The following is a 16,642-nucleotide window of genomic DNA, read 5'->3' as shown; positions in this document are numbered from 1 at the left end:
AGCGCCGCATCCGCCCAGCCCTTGAAGATGCCACGGCCTTGCAGTGAAGCGAGCGCCGCTTCGCGATCAGGCCAGTGGCTGCGCCGGCTCGCGGCCTTGCGCGCCAGGGCGTGGCGCTGGTGCAGGCCAACCAGGGCCGCCGCGCCCATCACGCCAAGCATGCGCCGGCTGAACAGCACCGGGTCAAGCAACACGGCACGTGCAAACAGCTGCGGCTCACTGGCCAGCATCAGCCCGGTGAGCACGCCGCCAAAGCTGTGCCCGACGGCAAAGCGCGGCACTTCGCCGTACTCGCCACGCCCGGCCTGAAATGCCTCCACGGCCAACGCGGCGGTACGGTTCCAGCCGCGAAACGCCCCGCCATGGTCACTGTCACCGTGCCCCTGGACATCGCACAGCCACAGGTCGAAATGCTCGCCCAGGCGCATCAGCAAAGGCTGATAGGCCAGGCAGCAGAAGCCGTTACCGTGCAAGAAATGCAGCAGCGGCTTGCCGCTGGCCGCGGTGCGCCAGCCACGCAGGGTGAAGCCTTCGGCACATTCGTGGGACCAGGGGATCAACTGCATGGGCTTGGGCAACTCGCGGGCTAGGAAAACGCCGATTCTACAAACAGAAGCGGGTACAGTGAAATCACCAGCAACAGGGCCATCAGGACATTGAACAGCATCAGCCAACGCGGGTTCTGCAGCAGGTTGCGCAGCGCGCTGCCAAACATCACCCACACGCCCACGCTGGGCAGGTTGACCAGGGCGAACAAGGCGGCGATGACGATCACGTTGGTCACATAGCCTTGCGCCGGTGTATAGGTTGTAATCGCCCCCACCGCCATCACCCAGGCCTTTGGATTGACCCACTGGAACGCCGCTGCGCCCCAGAAGCCCATGGGTTTGCGAGCACCGGACGAAGCCGTACCGACTGGCCCGGAAGTGGCGATTTTCCAGGCCAGGTACAGCAGGTAGGCCGCCCCGGTGTAGCGCAGCACTGTGTACAGCGGCGGCCACGCCTTGAACACCTCGCCCAGGCCCAGACCAACGGCCAGCACCATGACCATGAAACCGACGCTGATGCCCACAGCGTGAGGAATCGAGCGGCGCACGCCGAAGTTCACCCCAGAGGCCAGCAACATGGTGTTGTTGGGGCCGGGCGTGATGGAGGACACGAAGGCAAACAGCACGAAGGCGGTCAGCAGGTCGGCAGAGGCGAGCATAGGGGCGGTCCACTTTCTTTATAGGTGCTGTCACACTAACGGAGTCGCCCTCCCCTGCGACCAGTACAGTTTCATTAAATTATGTAGATACACCTCACTGTATTGCTACCCGAATCAAGGAAGCCGTCAACATGAGCGTTACCATTCGCCCTGCCGTTCGCACCGATGCGCAACAGATTCTGGCCTTCATTACCGAACTGGCCGAGTATGAGCGTGCCCGTCACGAAGTGATCGCCAGCGTCGCCGACATCGAGCACAGCCTGTTCGACGAGGGCAGCACGGTGCATGGCCTGATGTGCGAACGCGATGGCCAGGCAATCGGCTTCGCCGTGTATTTCTACAGCTACTCGACCTGGCTCGGGCGCAACGGCATCTACCTGGAAGACTTGTATATCACGCCCGAGCAGCGCGGCGATGGCGCGGGGCGGCAAGTGCTGCAGCACATTGCGCGCGAAGCGGTAGCGAACAACTGCGGGCGGCTGGAGTGGAGCGTGCTGGACTGGAACGAGCCGGCGATCGGCTTTTACCAGAAGCTGGGGGCCGAGGCGCAGGACGAGTGGGTGCGCTATCGCCTGGACGGGGAGAAGCTGGCGGCGTTTGCTCGCGGTTGATGGGGCGGGAGAGGCGCTGTTAGGGGGGGCATCAGGGCCCAGCTCATATCCCGCAATTGACGCCACGCCCGCCCCATGCTCTCCTTATGCCTGCGTTCAGGTGCCCCTTCTGGGGTGAAACGGGAAACCGGTGCGTCGCGGCCCTTCAGCAGGGTCGGACAAGCCCGGTGCTGCCCCCGCAACGGTAAGCGAGCGAAGCGTCTGTACCACTGTGCCCGTAGTTCGGCATGGGAAGGTGACGCTTTTCAGGAGCCCTGCTCTTCCTCGCAAGCCCGGAGACCGGCCTGGCGTTCATGAACACCCCGCGGTGGGCGGGCGCTGTCGCATTCCCTGGGCAATCACGCTCGGGGCTGCCGCGCTTGTCCGTTGCCCACAAAAAAGCAGAGGAACGCGTCATGCCCGTCACCAGCGCCAAGCCACACAGCCTTGCCACCCCCACCACGCTAAGCCAACGCGTCGTCATCGCCGTCGGCGCCAGCCTGCTGGGCCTGTGCCTGGTCTACTTCGCCGGTTTTTCGCACATCGAGGCCGTGCACAACGCTGCCCACGATACCCGCCACAGCGCCGCCTTCCCCTGCCACTGAGTACGCCCGATGATCACGCGCATTGCCCGTACGGCGGGCTTCAGCGGGCTGCTTGCGGCCTTGTTGCTGACCTTGTTGCAAAGCTTCTGGGTGGCCCCGTTGATTCTTCAGGCGGAAACCTACGAGTCTTCGGCCCCGGCCGCACACCACGAACATGGCAGCGAAGTCGCTGCCCATGAGCACAGCGCCGAAGCCTGGTCGCCGGAAGACGGCTGGCAGCGCGTGCTGTCTACGACCGGTGGCAACCTGGTGGTGGCGGTCGGCTTCGCCCTGATCCTGGCCGCGCTCTACAGCCTGCGCGCTCCGAAGCGCGCCAGCACGGGGGCTTTGTGGGGGCTGGCGGGCTTCGCCGTGTTCTGCCTCGCGCCAACCCTGGGCCTGCCCCCAGAACTGCCAGGTACGGCTGCGGCCGACCTTGGGCAACGTCAGGCCTGGTGGATTGGCACCGCCAGCGCCACCGCCCTGGGCCTGGCCTTGCTGGCGTTTGCCCGCCACGGGCTGCTGAAAGCGCTGGGCGCCGTGCTGCTGGTGGTGCCGCATGTGATTGGCGCGCCGCAACCGGAGGTGCACGAAAGCCTGGCTCCCGAAGCACTGCAAGCCCAGTTCAAGCTGGCCTCCTGGCTGACCAACGCCGCCTTCTGGCTGGCCCTGGGCCTGCTAAGCGCCTGGCTGTTCCGCCGCTCAAGCCAGGCCTGATGCCGGTTTTTTACGCCGGTTTTGGCTGCCGCCGGGGCTGCCCGGTGGATACGCTGCTCAGCCTTCTGCGCCAGGCCCTGGATAATCAGGGCCTGGCGCTGGCCGACCTGCACGGTATCGCCAGCATCAGCCTGAAGGCCAACGAACCGGGGTTGCAGCAACTGGCCGAACACCTCGGTTTGCCTTTGGTGCTGTACCATGGCGCGCAACTGCAACCCTACTCCCCCCTGCTCAGCCACCGTTCTGCTGTGGCCCATGCCCACACGGGTTGCTGGGGGGTGGCCGAGAGCGCGGCGTTGGCCCTGGCCAGCCAGCGGCTCGGCACCGCGCGGTTGCTGCTCACACGCCAGGTGATGGGCCCGGCAACCCTCGCGCTGGCCTGCTGAACGCTGCACCCTCATTTCTTGCAAGGACTTTCCATGACGGTCTACTTCATCGGCGCCGGCCCCGGCGACCCGGAACTGATCACGGTCAAGGGGCAACGGCTGATTCGTCAGTGCCCGGTGATCATCTACGCCGGCTCGCTGGTGCCTGCTGCCGTGCTCGAAGGCCACCGGGCCGAAACCGTGATCAACAGTGCCGAGCTGCACCTGGAGCAGATCATCGCCGCCATGCGCACGGCGCACCAGCAAGGCCAGGACATCGCCCGCGTGCATAGCGGCGACCCCAGCCTGTACGGCGCCATCGGCGAGCAGATCCGCCACCTGCAGGCGCTGGGTATCGATTACCAGATCATCCCCGGTGTCACCGCAACGGCCGCCAGCGCCGCCCTGCTCGGCTGCGAGCTGACCCTGCCGCAGGTGGCACAGACGGTGATCCTGACCCGCTATGGCGACAGCTCGCCGATGCCACCCGGCGAGCAGCTGGCGGACCTGGCGCGCCATGGCAGCACGCTTGCGATTCACCTGGGGGTCAAGCACCTCTCGCGGATCGTCGACGAACTGCTGCCACACTATGGCGCAGACTGCCCGGTGGCGGTCGTGCACCGCGCCACATGGCCAGACCAGGACTGGGTTCGTGGCAGCCTTGGCGACATCGCCGAACGTGTCGCCGCCAAGGACTTCCGCCGCACCGCACTGATTCTGGTGGGGCATGTGCTGGGCAACACTCCGTTCGCCGATTCGGCCTTGTACCGCGCAGGGCACGCCCACTTGTATCGCCCTGGCGACTGAGCATTGCCAGGCTCACCACAGGCGTAGCAGACTCCGGGTTCCCGCTTGCGAACCGGAGTCAAGCTCATGCTGGATCTACGCCCCAACTGCGAATGCTGCGATATCGACCTGCCTGGCGACAGCCCTGACGCGCTGATCTGTTCCTTTGAATGCACCTTCTGCCGCACCTGCGTCGAAACCCGCTTGCAGGGCTATTGCCCGAACTGCAAAGGCCAGCTGGTGACCCGTCCGACGCGGGTCGGCCAGGCCTTGGCCAACAACCCCGCCTCGCCCTTGCGCGTGAATAAAACACACCTCGCCTGCAATTGACCGACCAGAAAATCGACACTCCGCCTTGTTAGCGGTGATGTCTTTCCATTATTTGTAGGAATTTTCAACAAGGCACCCGAGGATTATCAACACTTCTATACTCGGCATTACCAAACTTCAGGATTGGTCGTATCTTGCAGCGCTTCCGATTAACCCGCTTGCAGACGTATTCCTGAGTGATCCAGGAAGGCGGACCACATCCTGACAGGAGTTTTCTCATGACAACCGTGCTGATCGTCGATGACCACCCGATCGTCCGGGTCGCTTTGCGCACTATCCTCGAGCGCGAGCGCTTCCATGTTGTCGGCGAAGTGGGCGACGGCCGGATCGTGGCGCAGGTGGCCCGCGAGCTGCGCCCGGACGTTGTAATTCTGGACATCGGGCTACCCGGGCTGGACGGCATGGAAGTGATCAAACGCCTGCAGTGCCTGGAGGCAGTGCCGAAAATCATGGTCCTGACCGGTCAGGCCACCGATCTGTACGTACGCCGCTGTCTGGATGCCGGCATCGGCGCCTTCGTCACCAAGGATGAAGATACCGATCCGTTGGTGTTTGCCCTCAAGGCCCTGATCAAGGGCTATTCGACCTTCCCGCAGATGTCGGTCAACAGCAACTCGCTGGAGAGCGAACCCGTGCGCCTGGAAAGCCTCTCCAACCGTGAAATGGAAGTGCTGCGGCGCCTGGCGCGCGGTGAAAACAACAAGAACATCGGGCACTGCATGAACCTCAGCGCCAAGACCATCAGTACCTACCGAGGCCGTATCATGGAAAAGCTCAGGACCGAGTCGCTGGTTGAAATGGTCGACCTGGCCAGACGCAACGACGTCAACTGAGCGCTTGGCCACCATGAAACGTCTGCTGGCCAGTGCCGTTATCGCCATTGGCCTTTCGGCCTCGGCAAGTCTGCTTGCCGACAGCGAACCCCGACAGCTGCTGGCGCGTTCCGTCAGCGCTGCCACCCCGCTGCAACTGCCCAGCGACGACCGTGACTGGCTCGCGCGACGACAGCGGCTGGTGCTGGGTAGCTCCCGGCCTGACTATCCACCGTTCGAAATCAACGTCAGCCAGCGTGACTACGAAGGGCTGAGCGCCGATTACGCCGGCATCATCGCCGAGCAACTGGGTATTGCGATCGAAGTGCGCCGGTACGACAGCCGCCATGAAGCCATCGCGGCCCTGCGCGAGGGCCGGATCGACCTGCTGGGCAGCTCCAACGCATTCGAGGCGGCGGACGCCGAGCTCAACCTCAGTACCCCCTATGCCGATGATCTGCCTGTCGTTGTCACCCGCAAAGGCAGTGACCTGAAGAATGCGCGTGACCTTGCCGGCATGCGCCTGGCCATGGTCGACCATTACCTGCCGGCCAGCGCCGTGCACGCCCTGTATCCCAAGGCCCAGCTAAGCCTGTATCGCTCAACCCTGGCCGGCCTTGCCGCTGTCGAGCTCGGCGAGGCCGACGCCTACCTGGGCGATGCGATCAGCACCGATTTCACCATGGGCAAGAGCTACCAGAACACGCTGAAGATCGACCACTTCAGCCAGGTTGCCCCTGGCGAGTTCGCCTTTGCCTTGGCCAGCGACAACCCGCGCTTGCACCGACTGGTCGATCAGGCGTTGGCCCGCATCAGCGAAAGCGAACGCCTGAACATCCTGCGCCGCTGGAGCAGCGGCAACACCAGCCTGCTGCTTCAGCGCCACCTGTCAGTGCTGAGCGCAGAGGAGCAAGCCTGGATAGCCAGCAATCCGACCGTCAACGTGCTGGTCAATACCGGCCTGGCACCCCTCACATTCAACGATGCCCAGCACCGTCCCAGCGGCATCACCCTCGACCTGCTCAAGCAGATCTCCCTGCGAACGGGGCTGCATTTCAAACCGCTGGAGAGCTCCTCGGCGCAGGAAATGGTCGAACGTCTGGCCCGCGGTGAGGCGCAGATGATCGGTGCCCTGGGTTATGGCGCAGACCGTTCGAAGCAGATGCGCTATACCCGCCCCTACCTGGTCAGCCCAAGGGTGCTGGTCACCCGCAACGATGGCTCCGCACCGGCGCAGGCCAGGGCACTGGACGGTCAGCGCATCGCCCTTGTGCGCGGCTCCCCGCAACGGGCGGCGCTGGAGGGACGCTTCGCCCAGGCCAAGGTGGTCGAGGTGGACAACCCGCTAGGCCTGATGGAAGCGGTGGCCAACGGGACTGCCGACGTTGCCCTGAGCAGCCATATCAATGCCGCCTACTACATCAGCCACGTGTTCAAGGACCGCCTGCGCATCGCCAGCGTGCTGGATGACGACGCGGCCGTGGCCGCCTTCGCCGTGGCCCCGGACCAGCCTCAGCTGCAAGCCATTCTCGACAAGGCACTGCTGAGCATTCCCCCCGATGAACTGAACCAGCTGATCAACCGCTGGCGGACCAGCACGCTGGTCAGTGACAGCGCCTGGCGAGATTACCGCACCCTGACCTTGCAGGTGCTGGTGCTGTCCGGCCTGCTGCTGGCAGGGGTGGTGTTCTGGAACAGCTACCTGCGCAAGCTGATCAACCAGCGCACCGAGGCAAAACACGCGTTGCAGGACCAGTTGGCGCTGAGCCGCGGGCTGCTCGAACAGCTGCGTCAGGCCAAGGACGACGCCGAACAGGCCAGCCAGACCAAAAGCACCTTCCTGGCGACCATGAGCCATGAAATCCGAACCCCCATGAATGCCGTGATCGGCCTGCTGGAGCTCGCCCTGGAGGACAGCCGCAGCGGCCGGTGCGACACCCAGACTTTGCAGACCGCCCACGACTCTGCGATCGGCCTGCTCGAGCTGATTGGCGATATCCTGGACATTTCCCGTATCGAATCCGGGCATATCACCCTGCAACCAGTGCCCACCAACCTGGTCGAGCTGCTGCGGGCCACCCTGCGCGTGTTCGAAGGCAATGCCCGGGCCAAGGGCTTGCACCTGCACGGTGAGCTACCCGCTGCGCCGGTCTGGGTGCTGGCTGATCCGCTGCGGCTCAAGCAAGTGCTGTCCAACCTGATCAGCAACGCCATCAAGTTCACCGACCGCGGTGAAGTCCAGGCCAGCCTGTTGCTGCCAACGGTCGCCGGCCACAGCATGCTGGCGGTCGAACTGAACGTGCGCGACACCGGCATCGGCATCAGCCCTGCCGACCAGGCCCGACTGTTCAGTGCCTTCGTCCAGGTCGACGGCCCGCGCGCACGGCAGGGTGCGGGACTGGGGTTGGTCATCAGCCGCACACTGGCCGAATTGATGGGCGGCACCTTGAGCTTGCAGAGCGTCGAAGGGGTCGGCACCCGTGTGCAAGTCAACTTGCAGCTGCCCACCTGCGCGGCACCCGTACAAGCTGAACAGGAAGTGCCGGCCCCTGAAAGCAGCGGCGGGCCGCTGAATATTCTGGTGGTCGACGACTACCCCGCCAACCTGCTGCTGCTGGAGCGCCAACTGCACACCATGGGGCATCGTGTGACCTTGGCGCAGAATGGCGAAATCGCCCTGGCCCACTGGCAGGACGGATGCTTCGATTTGGTGATCACCGATTGCAGCATGCCGGTCATGGACGGCCACGCGCTTACCCGGCGTATCCGTAGCCTGGAGGCCGACCTTGGCCTGCCGGCGTGCCGGATTCTCGGGGTAACGGCCAATGCCCAGGCCGAGGAGCGTACCCGCTGCCTGGCCAGCGGCATGGACGAATGCCTGTTCAAGCCAATTGGCCTGCGCACCCTCAAGGCGCACCTGACGCAGGCACGCCCTCGGCAACAGCCCCTTAAAGCAGCCCACGGCGGGTTCGACCTGGCCGAGCTGCGCCACTTGACCCAGAACGATGAGCAGTTGACCCGGCATTTGCTTGAGCAGCTGTCACAAAGCGTCGACGAAGACCTGGCCGCCCTGCGCGCGCTGTCCCCAGATGCCCCGGATGAGGACGTGCGTGCCTTGGCTCATCGCATCAAAGGCGGGGCCAGGATGATCAGGGTACGCACCGTGGCCACCGACTGTGAAGCCATCGAACACGCCCACGCGCAGGGGTTGCCCACGGTTGAGCAGCGCGCACAACTTCAAGCCAGCCTGCAGGCGCTGCTTGAAGAGATGCGCGAAGCCCTCAGTGCAATTGCAGCGTCGAACTGATCTGGCTGATGGCATCGACCACATGCCGTGAGCCTTGCTGGATTTCCATGATCACCGTGCCGGCCTCATTGGCCAGCGCGACGCCGTGACAGGTGCGGTTCAGGCTTGACTGCATGCTGGCTACCGCCAACAGCGACAGGTCGTGGTTCTGTCGCACCACATCGACGATTTCCAGGGTCGCCTTGCTGGTCCGCGCCGCCAGGTTGCGCACCTCGTCAGCCACCACGGCAAAACCGCGCCCATGATCACCGGCGCGGGCTGCCTCGATGGCCGCATTCAAGGCCAGCAGATTGGTCTGGTCAGCAATGCCGCGGATGGTCAGCACGATCTGCCCGATCACATCCGACTGCTTGCTCACGGCATCGATGCTACGCGCCGCGTCGTTCAATTCGTGGGAAATCTGCTCGATCACCTGCACCGTCTGCTGCACCACCTCGGTGCCCTTGCGCGCGCAGGCGTCGGTCTGCACTGAGCTGGCATGTGCCGCATCGGCGGCGCTCTGCTGGGTGCTGACCTGGCGAGTGATGTCGCTGGCGAACTTGACCACCTTGTACAAGCGGCCCTTGCTGTCGAAAATCGGGTTGTAAGAAGCTTCCAGGTAAACCGTCTGGCCTTGCTTGTTGACACGCTCGAAGCGGTGCGAGTGGTATTCGCCACGGTTGAGCGAAGCCCAGAACTCACGGTACTGGGCCGACTCGCGCTCATGCGCCAGGCAGAACAGCCCGTGGTGGCGGCCGACCACTTCATCGTGGCGGTAGCCCATGGTGTCGAGGAAGTTCTGGTTGGCCTTGATCACTCGGCCTTGCGGGGTGAACTCGATCACCGCCATGGAGCGGCCGATGGCTTTGAGCAGGCTTTCGCTTTCGTGCTCCAGCACTACCCGCTGGCTGATGTCGGACGCCACCTTGATCACGCTGCTGACCTGGCGCTGTGCATCCAGCACCGGCATGTAGCTGGCTTCAAGCCAGACCTCGCGGCCCGCCTTGTCGACGCGCTCGAAGGTGCCGCTGATGGCCTTGCCCTGCGCCAGTTCCCGCCACAGTTGCTGGTACTCGGCGCTTTTTGCGTAGCCCGGCTCACAGAACAGTCGGTGGTGCTTGCCCCGCAGTTCTTCGGCGCTGTAGCCCATGGCTTGGCAGAAACGCTCGTTGGCATCAAGGATGGTGCCATCGGGGGCGAACTCGATCATCGCCATGGAGCGGCTGATGGCTGCGAGCTTGGCCTGCGCATTGGCCAAGGCCTGCTGGCTACGCTGGATCTCGACCAGGTCGGACTTGCGGTGGAAATCGAACATGACGCCGGGCTCCTTTATGCGCGGTGTCCTGAGCATAGATCGCCGTTAGCGCAGTGCAAGCAATGTGCTATCACTTTGTAATTAATACATTTTAATGACTACACACGCTCCAGGAGGCTCAGGAGCTCTCCCGCACCATCAACTCGAAGCCCAGGTCCTGCTGCGCGTTCGGCACCCGCTTGCCATCGAGCAAGGCCAGCAGCGCCTGCGCCGCGCCCCGGCCCACGGCAGCCCGCGGTGTGCGAATCGAGGTGAGCCGCGGAACCATGTGCGCTGACGCCGGCAGGTCGTTGAAACCGACCATTGCCACCTGCCGCGGCACCTCCACCCCTTGGCGCAACGCCTGCAGCACCGCACCCTGGGCCAGGTCGTCGTTGCAGAAGAAGATGCCGTCGACATCCGGCGCCTGCTGCAGCAACTGGCTGAACAACACGCTGCCCAAGGCAATGGATGAAGGCTCCGGCGCCAGCACTTCCAACTCGGCCGCCTGCAGCCCGGCTTCGGCGAGCGCCTGGCGGAACCCGTCGGCACGCTGCATCACCCGCGGGTCGAGCTGCGCCGCAATGAACGCCAGGCGCTTGCGCCCACGCTCGATCAGGTGCCGGGCGGCAGCGCGCCCGGCCTCTTGCTGGGAGAAGCCGACCGACAACGCCCCGGCTTCGCCGTTGAGTTCCATCATGTGCACGCAGGGCACGCCACTGGCGGCCAGCATCTGCCGCGACGCGTCGCTGCGCTCGAACCCGGTCAGCAGCATGCCGCAGGGCTGGTACGCCAGGTAATTGCGGATCAGGTTCTCTTCTTCGGCAACGTCATAGTGATAGTTGCCGATCAGCACCTCGAGCCCACGCGGGCGCATGACTTCGTGAATGGCCTCGAGGGTGTCGATGAACAGCTGGTTGGACAGCGACGGGATCAACACCACCACCGAATGGCTACGCGCCGAGGCCAGGGCCCTGGCCGCCGGGTTGGCCACATAGCCCAGGCTCGCCGCTGCGGCGGCGACCTTTTCCACCAGCTCCGGCGCAACCGTGCTGACCCCGCGCAAGGCGCGGGAGGCGGTAATCGGGGAAACCCCGGAAAGCCTGGCAACTTCGGCCAGGGTGGGACGACCTGTAGTACGGGAGCCGGTTCGGGACATGGATGTTGTAATTTTACTACTTGCAAGGATGGGGAACGGCCACTAAGGTAGCGCTGTCTCAGGACGCAGGCAATGTAATCTTTGGTAGCAGCCACCGCGCGCTTGCCGCCAGGCGTCCATACTGCGTAAGGACAAGACCAATAACACCGGGGAGGTGGCTGTTCGTCGGCGACGAGACAGCGCTATCTCACCCCGCAGGAGGTACTGATGAATTCTCCCCTGTCCGCCATCGTGGTGATGGGCGTGGCCGGTTGCGGCAAAAGCTGCATCGGCGCTGCCATCGCTGCCAGAAGCGGCGGTCGCCTGATCGAAGGCGACGCTTTTCACCCTGCCGAAAACATCCGCAAGATGAGTGATGGCATCCCGCTGGACGATACCGACCGTGCCGGCTGGCTGGTCCGCCTTGGTGAAGAGTTGCAAGCCACCACACACGCCGGAGAGCGCCCGATCCTGACCTGCTCGGCACTCAAGCGCCGCTACCGCGACACCCTGCGCGATGCGATGCCGGGGCTGGTATTCGTGTTCCTCGAACTGTCGCCCGCCGAGGCTGAAAAACGCGTGCTGGCCCGCCCGGGGCATTTCATGCCGGCAAGTCTCATCGACAGCCAGTTCGCTGCTTTGGAATCGCCGCGCGGCGAGCCATTGACCTTGGCACTGGACGCCACGCAACCCATCGAAGTCCTGGCCGAAGCGGTAGACCGCTGGCTAAAGCGCTGCGGTGAGCCGGGCCTGGCGCAAACCGCCTGATCGCGGCGGTTTGCTTGGCTCACCAAAGACAGCGCTACCCCGACCCGCATATACACGCAAAGTTCAAAAAGCTCCGCCAAAAACAACGATAAGACCGAGGCCTTCACACCATGTTCGGACTGGCTACTGACACCTTCCTGCTGCTCGACGCGTTGGTTACCATCATCGGGCTGATCCTGCTGATCACCCATTTCAAAGTGCACCCGTTCGTCGCCCTCACCCTGGCGGCCGGGTTTCTCGGCCTGACCTCCGGTATGCCGGTGGCCAAGGTGATGAAATCGTTCCAGGACGGTTTTGGCGGCGTGCTCGGCTTTGTCGGCATCGTGCTCGCACTGGGCACCATGCTCGGCAAGCTGATGGCCGACTCCGGCGGTGCCGACCAGATCGCGCAAACGCTCATACGTGCCTTCGGCAAGAAGAACGTGCACTGGGCCATGATGTTCGCAGCCTTTCTGGTTGGCATCCCGCTGTTCTTCGAAATCGGCTTCGTACTGCTGATTCCGCTGGTGTTCATCGTCGCCCGGCGCTCTGGCGTGTCGCTGGTCAAGATCGGCATTCCGCTGCTGGCCGGGCTGTCCGTCGTCCACGGCCTGGTGCCCCCGCACCCGGGCCCGCTGCTGGCAATCGGCATCTTCCACGCTGACATCGGCAAGACCATCTTCTATGGCCTGATCGTGGCCCTGCCCACCGCGATCATTGCCGGCCCGCTGTTCGGCAACTTCATTTCCCGCTACATCCCGGGCAACCCGTCGCAGGAATTGATGGACCAGATTGCCAAGGAGTCCGACCAGGGCAACCTGCCGAGCTTCAGCATTACCCTGATCACGGTGCTGCTGCCGGTGGCACTGATGCTGCTGAAAACCTTTGCCGATGTGGTGCTGCCCGCCGAGCACATCGTGCGCCAGTGGATGGACCTGATCGGCCACCCCATCACCGCCCTGCTCGCCGCCTTGCTGCTGGCCTTCTATACCTTCGGTTCGGCGCGCGGCTTCAACCGCCAGCAGATCATGAAGATGCTCGACCAGAGCCTGGCGCCGACCGCTGCCATCGTGCTGATCGTCGGGGCCGGCGGCGGCTTCAAGCAGATGCTGGTGGACACCGGTGTCGGCAACGTGATCGGGCAAATGGCGGTACAGGCGGAAATCTCGCCCATCATGCTGGCCTGGCTGGTGGCGGCGGTGATCCGTATCGCCACCGGTTCGGCGACGGTGGCAACCATTACCGGCGCCGGCATCGTTGCCCCGGTGATCGACCTGGTGCCTGGGGTCAACCGCGAACTGCTGGTGCTGGCCACCGGCGCCGGTTCGCTGATCCTGTCCCACGTCAACGACGCCGGCTTCTGGCTGGTGAAGCAGTACTTCAACATGACCGTCGCCGAAACCTTCAAGACCTGGAGCATGATGGAGACCATTCTTTCGGTGGTCGGCATCATCTTCATCATGTTGCTGTCGCAGGTGGTGTGACCGTTGATCGGGGTCATGGCACCTTGACGCTTCGGGTAGGGCCGAAGGGAAGTATGCGCCCTACCTGAAGCAAAGGAGCCTGCCATGAACCGCTCAAGCATTCTGTTGATAGCCCTGCTCGCCTCGCCGCTGGCGTTTGCCGTCGGCACCGGCCCCACCTACCCTGACGACCCGCATAATCCGGCACCGAAGCCGGGGGTGGACAGCACCCTCAACCCGATCGAGAAGCCGATGCCCAGGGATACCGACCCGCGCATCCAGGGCAACGACCCTGAAAGCCCGCCGGCCCGGCAGGATGACAACCGTGATTTGCCGGGGATGGATGGCAGTGGCTCGGAAGGGGCCGGGCGTCAGGGTGGGGCAGATAGTCAGCGTTAATCGCCGTGGGAGCAGGATTACGCCACGGGGATCGCACCTGTTAGCCCTGATGCGATCCCCAGCTCGCTGGCTGGCCGCCGATTGGGCTGCATAGCAGCCCTCTCTCACCACTGCCGCTTGTCAGGCCGGGTAAGCCCGAGTTTCTCGATCCGGTAACGCAACATGTCCCGCGACAGCCCAAGCATTCGCGCCGACTTGGTAACGTTCCAGTCCGTGCGGTCCAGGGTCTTGCACACCAGGTCGCGCTCCATGTCTGGCAGGCTTGTCCCAGGCTCCGGATCATGCCGCGGCATTTCGTACACCGTGGCAGTCGGCTGCGCCACCAGCGGCTCGTCGATCAAGGTCATGCACAGGTTCAACTGATGCGCCTGCACCACCTCGTTCGGGGCCAGCAGCACGGTTTGTTCCAGCATGTTGCGCAGCTCGCGCACATTGCCTGGCCAGGTGTAACTGAGCATCAGGCTTTCGGCCTCGGCAGAAAACCGCAGGTTCGGCTTACCATAACGCCGGCCGTGGTGAGCCAGGAAGTGCCGTGCCAGCATCAGCACGTCCTGCCCACGCGCATGCAAGCGCGGCACCTTCAAGGCAATGATGCGCAGGCGGAAGAACAGGTCGCGGCGGAACTTGCCCTGCTGCACCATCTGCTCCAGGTTGCAGTTGGTAGCGCTGATCACCCGCAGGTCGACCTTGCGCTCCTTCACCGCGCCGATCCGGCGAATGCTGCGGTCTTCCAGCAACTTGAGCAGCTTGGCCTGCAGCACCAGGTCCATCTCGCCGATCTCATCCAGGAACAGGGTGCCGCCGTCGGCCGCTTCCACCAGGCCGACCCGGCGCTCCTTGGCATCGGTGAATGCGCCCTTTTCATGGCCGAACAGCTCGGCCTCCAACAGGTTGGCGGGGATCGAGGCGCAGTTGAATTCGATGAACGGCCCTTTGCTGCGCGAGCCGTCAAAATGCAGGGCACGGGCCACCAGCTCCTTGCCCGTGCCGGTGTCGCCTTCGACCAGTACCGGTGGCAGGTCGTCGCTGGCCATGCGCCGCTCGGCATCCAGCACCTGGCGCAGGGTGTGCTTGAGGCTGAGCATGGCCGGCGACTCACCGATCAACGCCTGCAGCCCGGACTTCTGCGCCTCGCGCTCCTGGTAGAACGTCAGCGTGCGCTCCATGCGCTCGGCAGCCAGTGCCTTGTCCAGGGTCAGTTTGAGCTCGGCCAGCACCACCGGCTTGGTCAGGTAATGGAAGGCGCCCTCCTTCATGGCCTGCACGGCATCTTCGACGTTGCCGTAGCCCGTCATCATGATCACCTTCAGGTCCGGCGCCTGGGCCACCAGCGTGCGCAGCAGGTCGTGCCCGCTCATGCCGGGTAGCGAGTTGTCGGTGAGCACCGCGTCGGGCTGAGCCCGCTTGATCTGCTCCAGCGCAAGCTCCGCGCTATGGCACACGGTGACCTCGAAGCCCTTCAGGCTGAGGTAGGTACGAACGTTGTCGGCGAGGATTTCATCATCCTCGACTACCAGGATGCTGTGCTCCATGGTCCCCTCCCGCTGCGATATTGAATGTAAGGCTGACGCGGGTTCCTTCCTCTTCCCGGCTGCTCAGGCTGACCGAGCCGCCAAACCGCTCCATGATGCGTTTGACCAGGGCCAGGCCGACACCGAGCCCCCCCTGCTTGGTGGTGTAGAACGGTTTGAACACCATGCGTTCCTGCTGCTGGCTCATGCCTTTGCCGGTGTCGGTAAGCACGAACTCGGCACGCTGGCCTTCCTGCACATTGACCTGGGCGGTCAGCATGCCACCGGAGGGCATGGCCTCCAGGGCGTTGGAGAACAGGCTGTTGAGAATCTGGGTGAGCTGCAGCGGCTGGCTGGCGACCCACTGCACGTCAGGGCCTTCGAAGTGAAAGCGCACACCGTTGCGCTCGATCTGCTGGAAGAAGGCCACGTGGGTGTCCTCGATGGCAGCCACCAGGTCCACGGCCTCGGCCTCGTCGCTGGTCGGGCGCAACGACACCAGCAGGTCACGTACCCAGCATGACATGCGGTCGACCTGGCTGATAATGTCGGTGATGTTCTTCTGCGCGGCAGGGTTGGCGATCTCCTGGGCCAGCTCTGCGCTGGAGCGGATGTTGGCCAGCGGGTTGCGCAGGCTGTGCGCCACTGCGGAGGACATTTCCCCCAGCGCCACGTAGGTTTCGCTGGCCACCAGCCGGTCCTGCTGCAAGCTCAGCATTTGCGCCGCCCTGCGCACGATCCAGAACAGCCCGAAGTAGATCAGTGCCCCGCCTACCAGTGTGGAGGCCCAGATCAGCACGTAGCCGCGCTGGATGCGGCGGATCAGGTCCTGCGGTTCCTTGTAGATTTCCACCATGGCCAATACCTGCTCGCCCTGGCTGTCGAACAGCGGGATGTAGTTCTCGATGAACAGGTATTGCGGCTCACTCTGGAACTTCTGCTCTTCGCGACCTTGCTCAGCCTTGTGGTAGCTGGCCGACACCGCCTTGCGCGAGCGGAAGGCGCGGTCCAGGTCGCCATCGGCTTCTATACGCTTGCCGATCAGCACCGGGTTGGTCGACCAGACAATGGTGCGATCGCGGGCATAGACGTTGGCCAGCAAGGTATCCGGCAGGTGCTCGACATGGTCGAGGAACTCGACCCGGGTCGACTCGGCCAGTGCCGGGCTGACCTGCAGGTGCTGCTGGTCCAGGCGCGGGTCGAGCAACTCACCCATGGTGGTGCCTGGCGGCAACTGCGAGTGGCGCACTTCGGCCTGGGCCATGGCCTGGATGAACTGGGCGGTGAGCATGGCATCGCGCTGTACGCTGTCGCGTACCACGAAGCGCGTCGAGACGTAACCCAGGCCACCCGCCACCGCAGTGATGATCAACAGGCTGATGACCGAAAACCAGCGCAACAGGTTGAATTCAC

General features: G+C 64.0%; 16 protein-coding genes, 2 pseudogenes and 1 riboswitch. Of the genes and pseudogenes, 11 read left to right on the top strand and 7 right to left on the bottom strand.

Annotated elements, in window-relative coordinates:
- A partial coding sequence (locus tag HP546_RS13530; protein WP_172225816.1) for an alpha/beta hydrolase occupies nucleotides 1-566 on the bottom strand: 566 nt, incomplete at its 3' end.
- Nucleotides 567-586: 20 nt separating this feature from the next.
- Nucleotides 587-1,207, bottom strand: coding sequence for a LysE family translocator (locus tag HP546_RS13525; protein WP_172225813.1), 621 nt, complete (start codon nucleotides 1,205-1,207; stop codon nucleotides 587-589).
- A 131-nt stretch (nucleotides 1,208-1,338) separates the two neighbouring features.
- On the opposite strand from HP546_RS13525, the gene HP546_RS13520 reads away from it, so the two are divergent.
- From HP546_RS13520 to HP546_RS13485, 8 genes are all read left to right on the top strand, one after another.
- Nucleotides 1,339-1,818: a GNAT family N-acetyltransferase gene (locus HP546_RS13520; protein WP_172225811.1), complete on the top strand. Its 480-nt coding sequence runs from the start codon at nucleotides 1,339-1,341 to the stop codon at nucleotides 1,816-1,818.
- Nucleotides 1,819-1,899: 81 nt separating this feature from the next.
- Nucleotides 1,900-2,121: riboswitch (cobalamin riboswitch) on the top strand.
- 92 nt (nucleotides 2,122-2,213) lie between these two features.
- Nucleotides 2,214-2,402 carry a CbtB-domain containing protein gene (locus tag HP546_RS13515; protein WP_172225808.1) on the top strand — a complete coding sequence of 63 codons (189 nt, stop codon included), beginning with the start codon at nucleotides 2,214-2,216 and terminating at the stop codon, nucleotides 2,400-2,402.
- 9 nt (nucleotides 2,403-2,411) lie between these two features.
- On the top strand, nucleotides 2,412-3,098 hold the full coding sequence (locus HP546_RS13510; protein ID WP_172225805.1) for a CbtA family protein: 687 nt from the start codon (nucleotides 2,412-2,414) through the stop codon (nucleotides 3,096-3,098).
- On the top strand, nucleotides 3,098-3,484 hold the full coding sequence (locus HP546_RS13505) for a cobalamin biosynthesis protein (protein WP_172225802.1): 387 nt from the start codon (nucleotides 3,098-3,100) through the stop codon (nucleotides 3,482-3,484). The genes HP546_RS13510 and HP546_RS13505 overlap by 1 nt, the downstream gene beginning before the upstream one ends.
- Before the next feature lie 33 nt (nucleotides 3,485-3,517).
- Nucleotides 3,518-4,270, top strand: a complete 753-nt coding sequence (gene cobM, locus HP546_RS13500; RefSeq protein ID WP_172225799.1) for a precorrin-4 C(11)-methyltransferase — start codon at nucleotides 3,518-3,520, stop codon at nucleotides 4,268-4,270.
- Nucleotides 4,271-4,336: 66 nt separating this feature from the next.
- Nucleotides 4,337-4,579: a DUF1272 domain-containing protein gene (locus HP546_RS13495; RefSeq protein ID WP_172225796.1), complete on the top strand. Its 243-nt coding sequence runs from the start codon at nucleotides 4,337-4,339 to the stop codon at nucleotides 4,577-4,579.
- A 218-nt stretch (nucleotides 4,580-4,797) separates the two neighbouring features.
- Entirely contained in the window at nucleotides 4,798-5,412 is a 615-nt protein-coding gene (locus HP546_RS13490) for a response regulator transcription factor (RefSeq protein ID WP_172225793.1), read from the top strand.
- Between the two features lie 13 nt (nucleotides 5,413-5,425).
- Entirely contained in the window at nucleotides 5,426-8,698 is a 3,273-nt protein-coding gene (locus tag HP546_RS13485) for a transporter substrate-binding domain-containing protein (protein WP_172225790.1), read from the top strand.
- Here the strand turns inward: HP546_RS13485 and HP546_RS31825 are convergent.
- The 3 genes and pseudogenes from HP546_RS31825 to HP546_RS13475 form a co-directional block, all read right to left on the bottom strand.
- Nucleotides 8,673-9,104, bottom strand: a pseudogene (locus tag HP546_RS31825) (methyl-accepting chemotaxis protein); the annotation flags it as partial. The gene HP546_RS13485 and the pseudogene HP546_RS31825 sit on opposite strands and share 26 nt — an antisense overlap.
- Nucleotides 9,105-9,209: 105 nt before the next feature.
- Nucleotides 9,210-9,992, bottom strand: a pseudogene (locus tag HP546_RS31820) (PAS domain-containing protein); the annotation flags it as partial.
- A 118-nt stretch (nucleotides 9,993-10,110) separates the two neighbouring features.
- Nucleotides 10,111-11,130 (bottom strand): LacI family DNA-binding transcriptional regulator, encoded by a 1,020-nt coding sequence (locus tag HP546_RS13475; protein ID WP_172225784.1) that lies wholly within the window; start codon nucleotides 11,128-11,130, stop codon nucleotides 10,111-10,113.
- A 207-nt stretch (nucleotides 11,131-11,337) separates the two neighbouring features.
- Between HP546_RS13475 and HP546_RS13470 the strand changes: the two genes are divergently transcribed.
- The 3 genes from HP546_RS13470 to HP546_RS13460 all read left to right on the top strand — a co-directional run bounded on the left by HP546_RS13470 (nucleotide 11,338) and on the right by HP546_RS13460 (nucleotide 13,718).
- Nucleotides 11,338-11,877, top strand: a complete 540-nt coding sequence (locus HP546_RS13470; RefSeq protein WP_172225781.1) for a gluconokinase — start codon at nucleotides 11,338-11,340, stop codon at nucleotides 11,875-11,877.
- Between the two features lie 110 nt (nucleotides 11,878-11,987).
- Nucleotides 11,988-13,340, top strand: coding sequence for a GntP family permease (locus HP546_RS13465; protein WP_172225778.1), 1,353 nt, complete (start codon nucleotides 11,988-11,990; stop codon nucleotides 13,338-13,340).
- An 84-nt stretch (nucleotides 13,341-13,424) separates the two neighbouring features.
- Nucleotides 13,425-13,718 (top strand): hypothetical protein, encoded by a 294-nt coding sequence (locus HP546_RS13460; RefSeq protein WP_172225775.1) that lies wholly within the window; start codon nucleotides 13,425-13,427, stop codon nucleotides 13,716-13,718.
- Between the two features lie 104 nt (nucleotides 13,719-13,822).
- Here HP546_RS13460 and HP546_RS13455 read toward each other — a convergent pair whose 3' ends face one another.
- Together HP546_RS13455 and HP546_RS13450 are read right to left on the bottom strand one after the other, a co-directional pair.
- On the bottom strand, nucleotides 13,823-15,250 hold the full coding sequence (locus tag HP546_RS13455) for a sigma-54 dependent transcriptional regulator (RefSeq protein ID WP_172225772.1): 1,428 nt from the start codon (nucleotides 15,248-15,250) through the stop codon (nucleotides 13,823-13,825).
- A partial coding sequence (locus tag HP546_RS13450; RefSeq protein WP_172225769.1) for a HAMP domain-containing sensor histidine kinase occupies nucleotides 15,219-16,642 on the bottom strand: 1,424 nt, incomplete at its 5' end. The genes HP546_RS13455 and HP546_RS13450, both read right to left, overlap by 32 nt.

Source organism: Pseudomonas sp. CM25, assembly GCF_013179705.1.
In the GTDB taxonomy this organism is placed as follows: Bacteria; Pseudomonadota; Gammaproteobacteria; order Pseudomonadales; family Pseudomonadaceae; genus Aquipseudomonas.
The sequence above is the reverse complement of the archived record's forward strand: the minus strand, read 5'-3'. Positions and strand labels throughout refer to the sequence as shown.

Coding starts and splice junctions, on each gene's coding strand:
- HP546_RS13490 (WP_172225793.1), top strand. CDS start 4,798: ATGACAACCGTGCTGATCGTCGATGACCACCCGATCGTCCGGGTCGCT.
- HP546_RS13475 (WP_172225784.1), bottom strand. CDS start 11,130: ATGTCCCGAACCGGCTCCCGTACTACAGGTCGTCCCACCCTGGCCGAA.
- HP546_RS13520 (WP_172225811.1), top strand. CDS start 1,339: ATGAGCGTTACCATTCGCCCTGCCGTTCGCACCGATGCGCAACAGATT.
- HP546_RS13455 (WP_172225772.1), bottom strand. CDS start 15,250: ATGGAGCACAGCATCCTGGTAGTCGAGGATGATGAAATCCTCGCCGAC.
- cobM (WP_172225799.1), top strand. CDS start 3,518: ATGACGGTCTACTTCATCGGCGCCGGCCCCGGCGACCCGGAACTGATC.
- HP546_RS13470 (WP_172225781.1), top strand. CDS start 11,338: ATGAATTCTCCCCTGTCCGCCATCGTGGTGATGGGCGTGGCCGGTTGC.
- HP546_RS13495 (WP_172225796.1), top strand. CDS start 4,337: ATGCTGGATCTACGCCCCAACTGCGAATGCTGCGATATCGACCTGCCT.
- HP546_RS13515 (WP_172225808.1), top strand. CDS start 2,214: ATGCCCGTCACCAGCGCCAAGCCACACAGCCTTGCCACCCCCACCACG.
- HP546_RS13460 (WP_172225775.1), top strand. CDS start 13,425: ATGAACCGCTCAAGCATTCTGTTGATAGCCCTGCTCGCCTCGCCGCTG.
- HP546_RS13485 (WP_172225790.1), top strand. CDS start 5,426: ATGAAACGTCTGCTGGCCAGTGCCGTTATCGCCATTGGCCTTTCGGCC.
- HP546_RS13465 (WP_172225778.1), top strand. CDS start 11,988: ATGTTCGGACTGGCTACTGACACCTTCCTGCTGCTCGACGCGTTGGTT.
- HP546_RS13510 (WP_172225805.1), top strand. CDS start 2,412: ATGATCACGCGCATTGCCCGTACGGCGGGCTTCAGCGGGCTGCTTGCG.
- HP546_RS13505 (WP_172225802.1), top strand. CDS start 3,098: ATGCCGGTTTTTTACGCCGGTTTTGGCTGCCGCCGGGGCTGCCCGGTG.
- HP546_RS13525 (WP_172225813.1), bottom strand. CDS start 1,207: ATGCTCGCCTCTGCCGACCTGCTGACCGCCTTCGTGCTGTTTGCCTTC.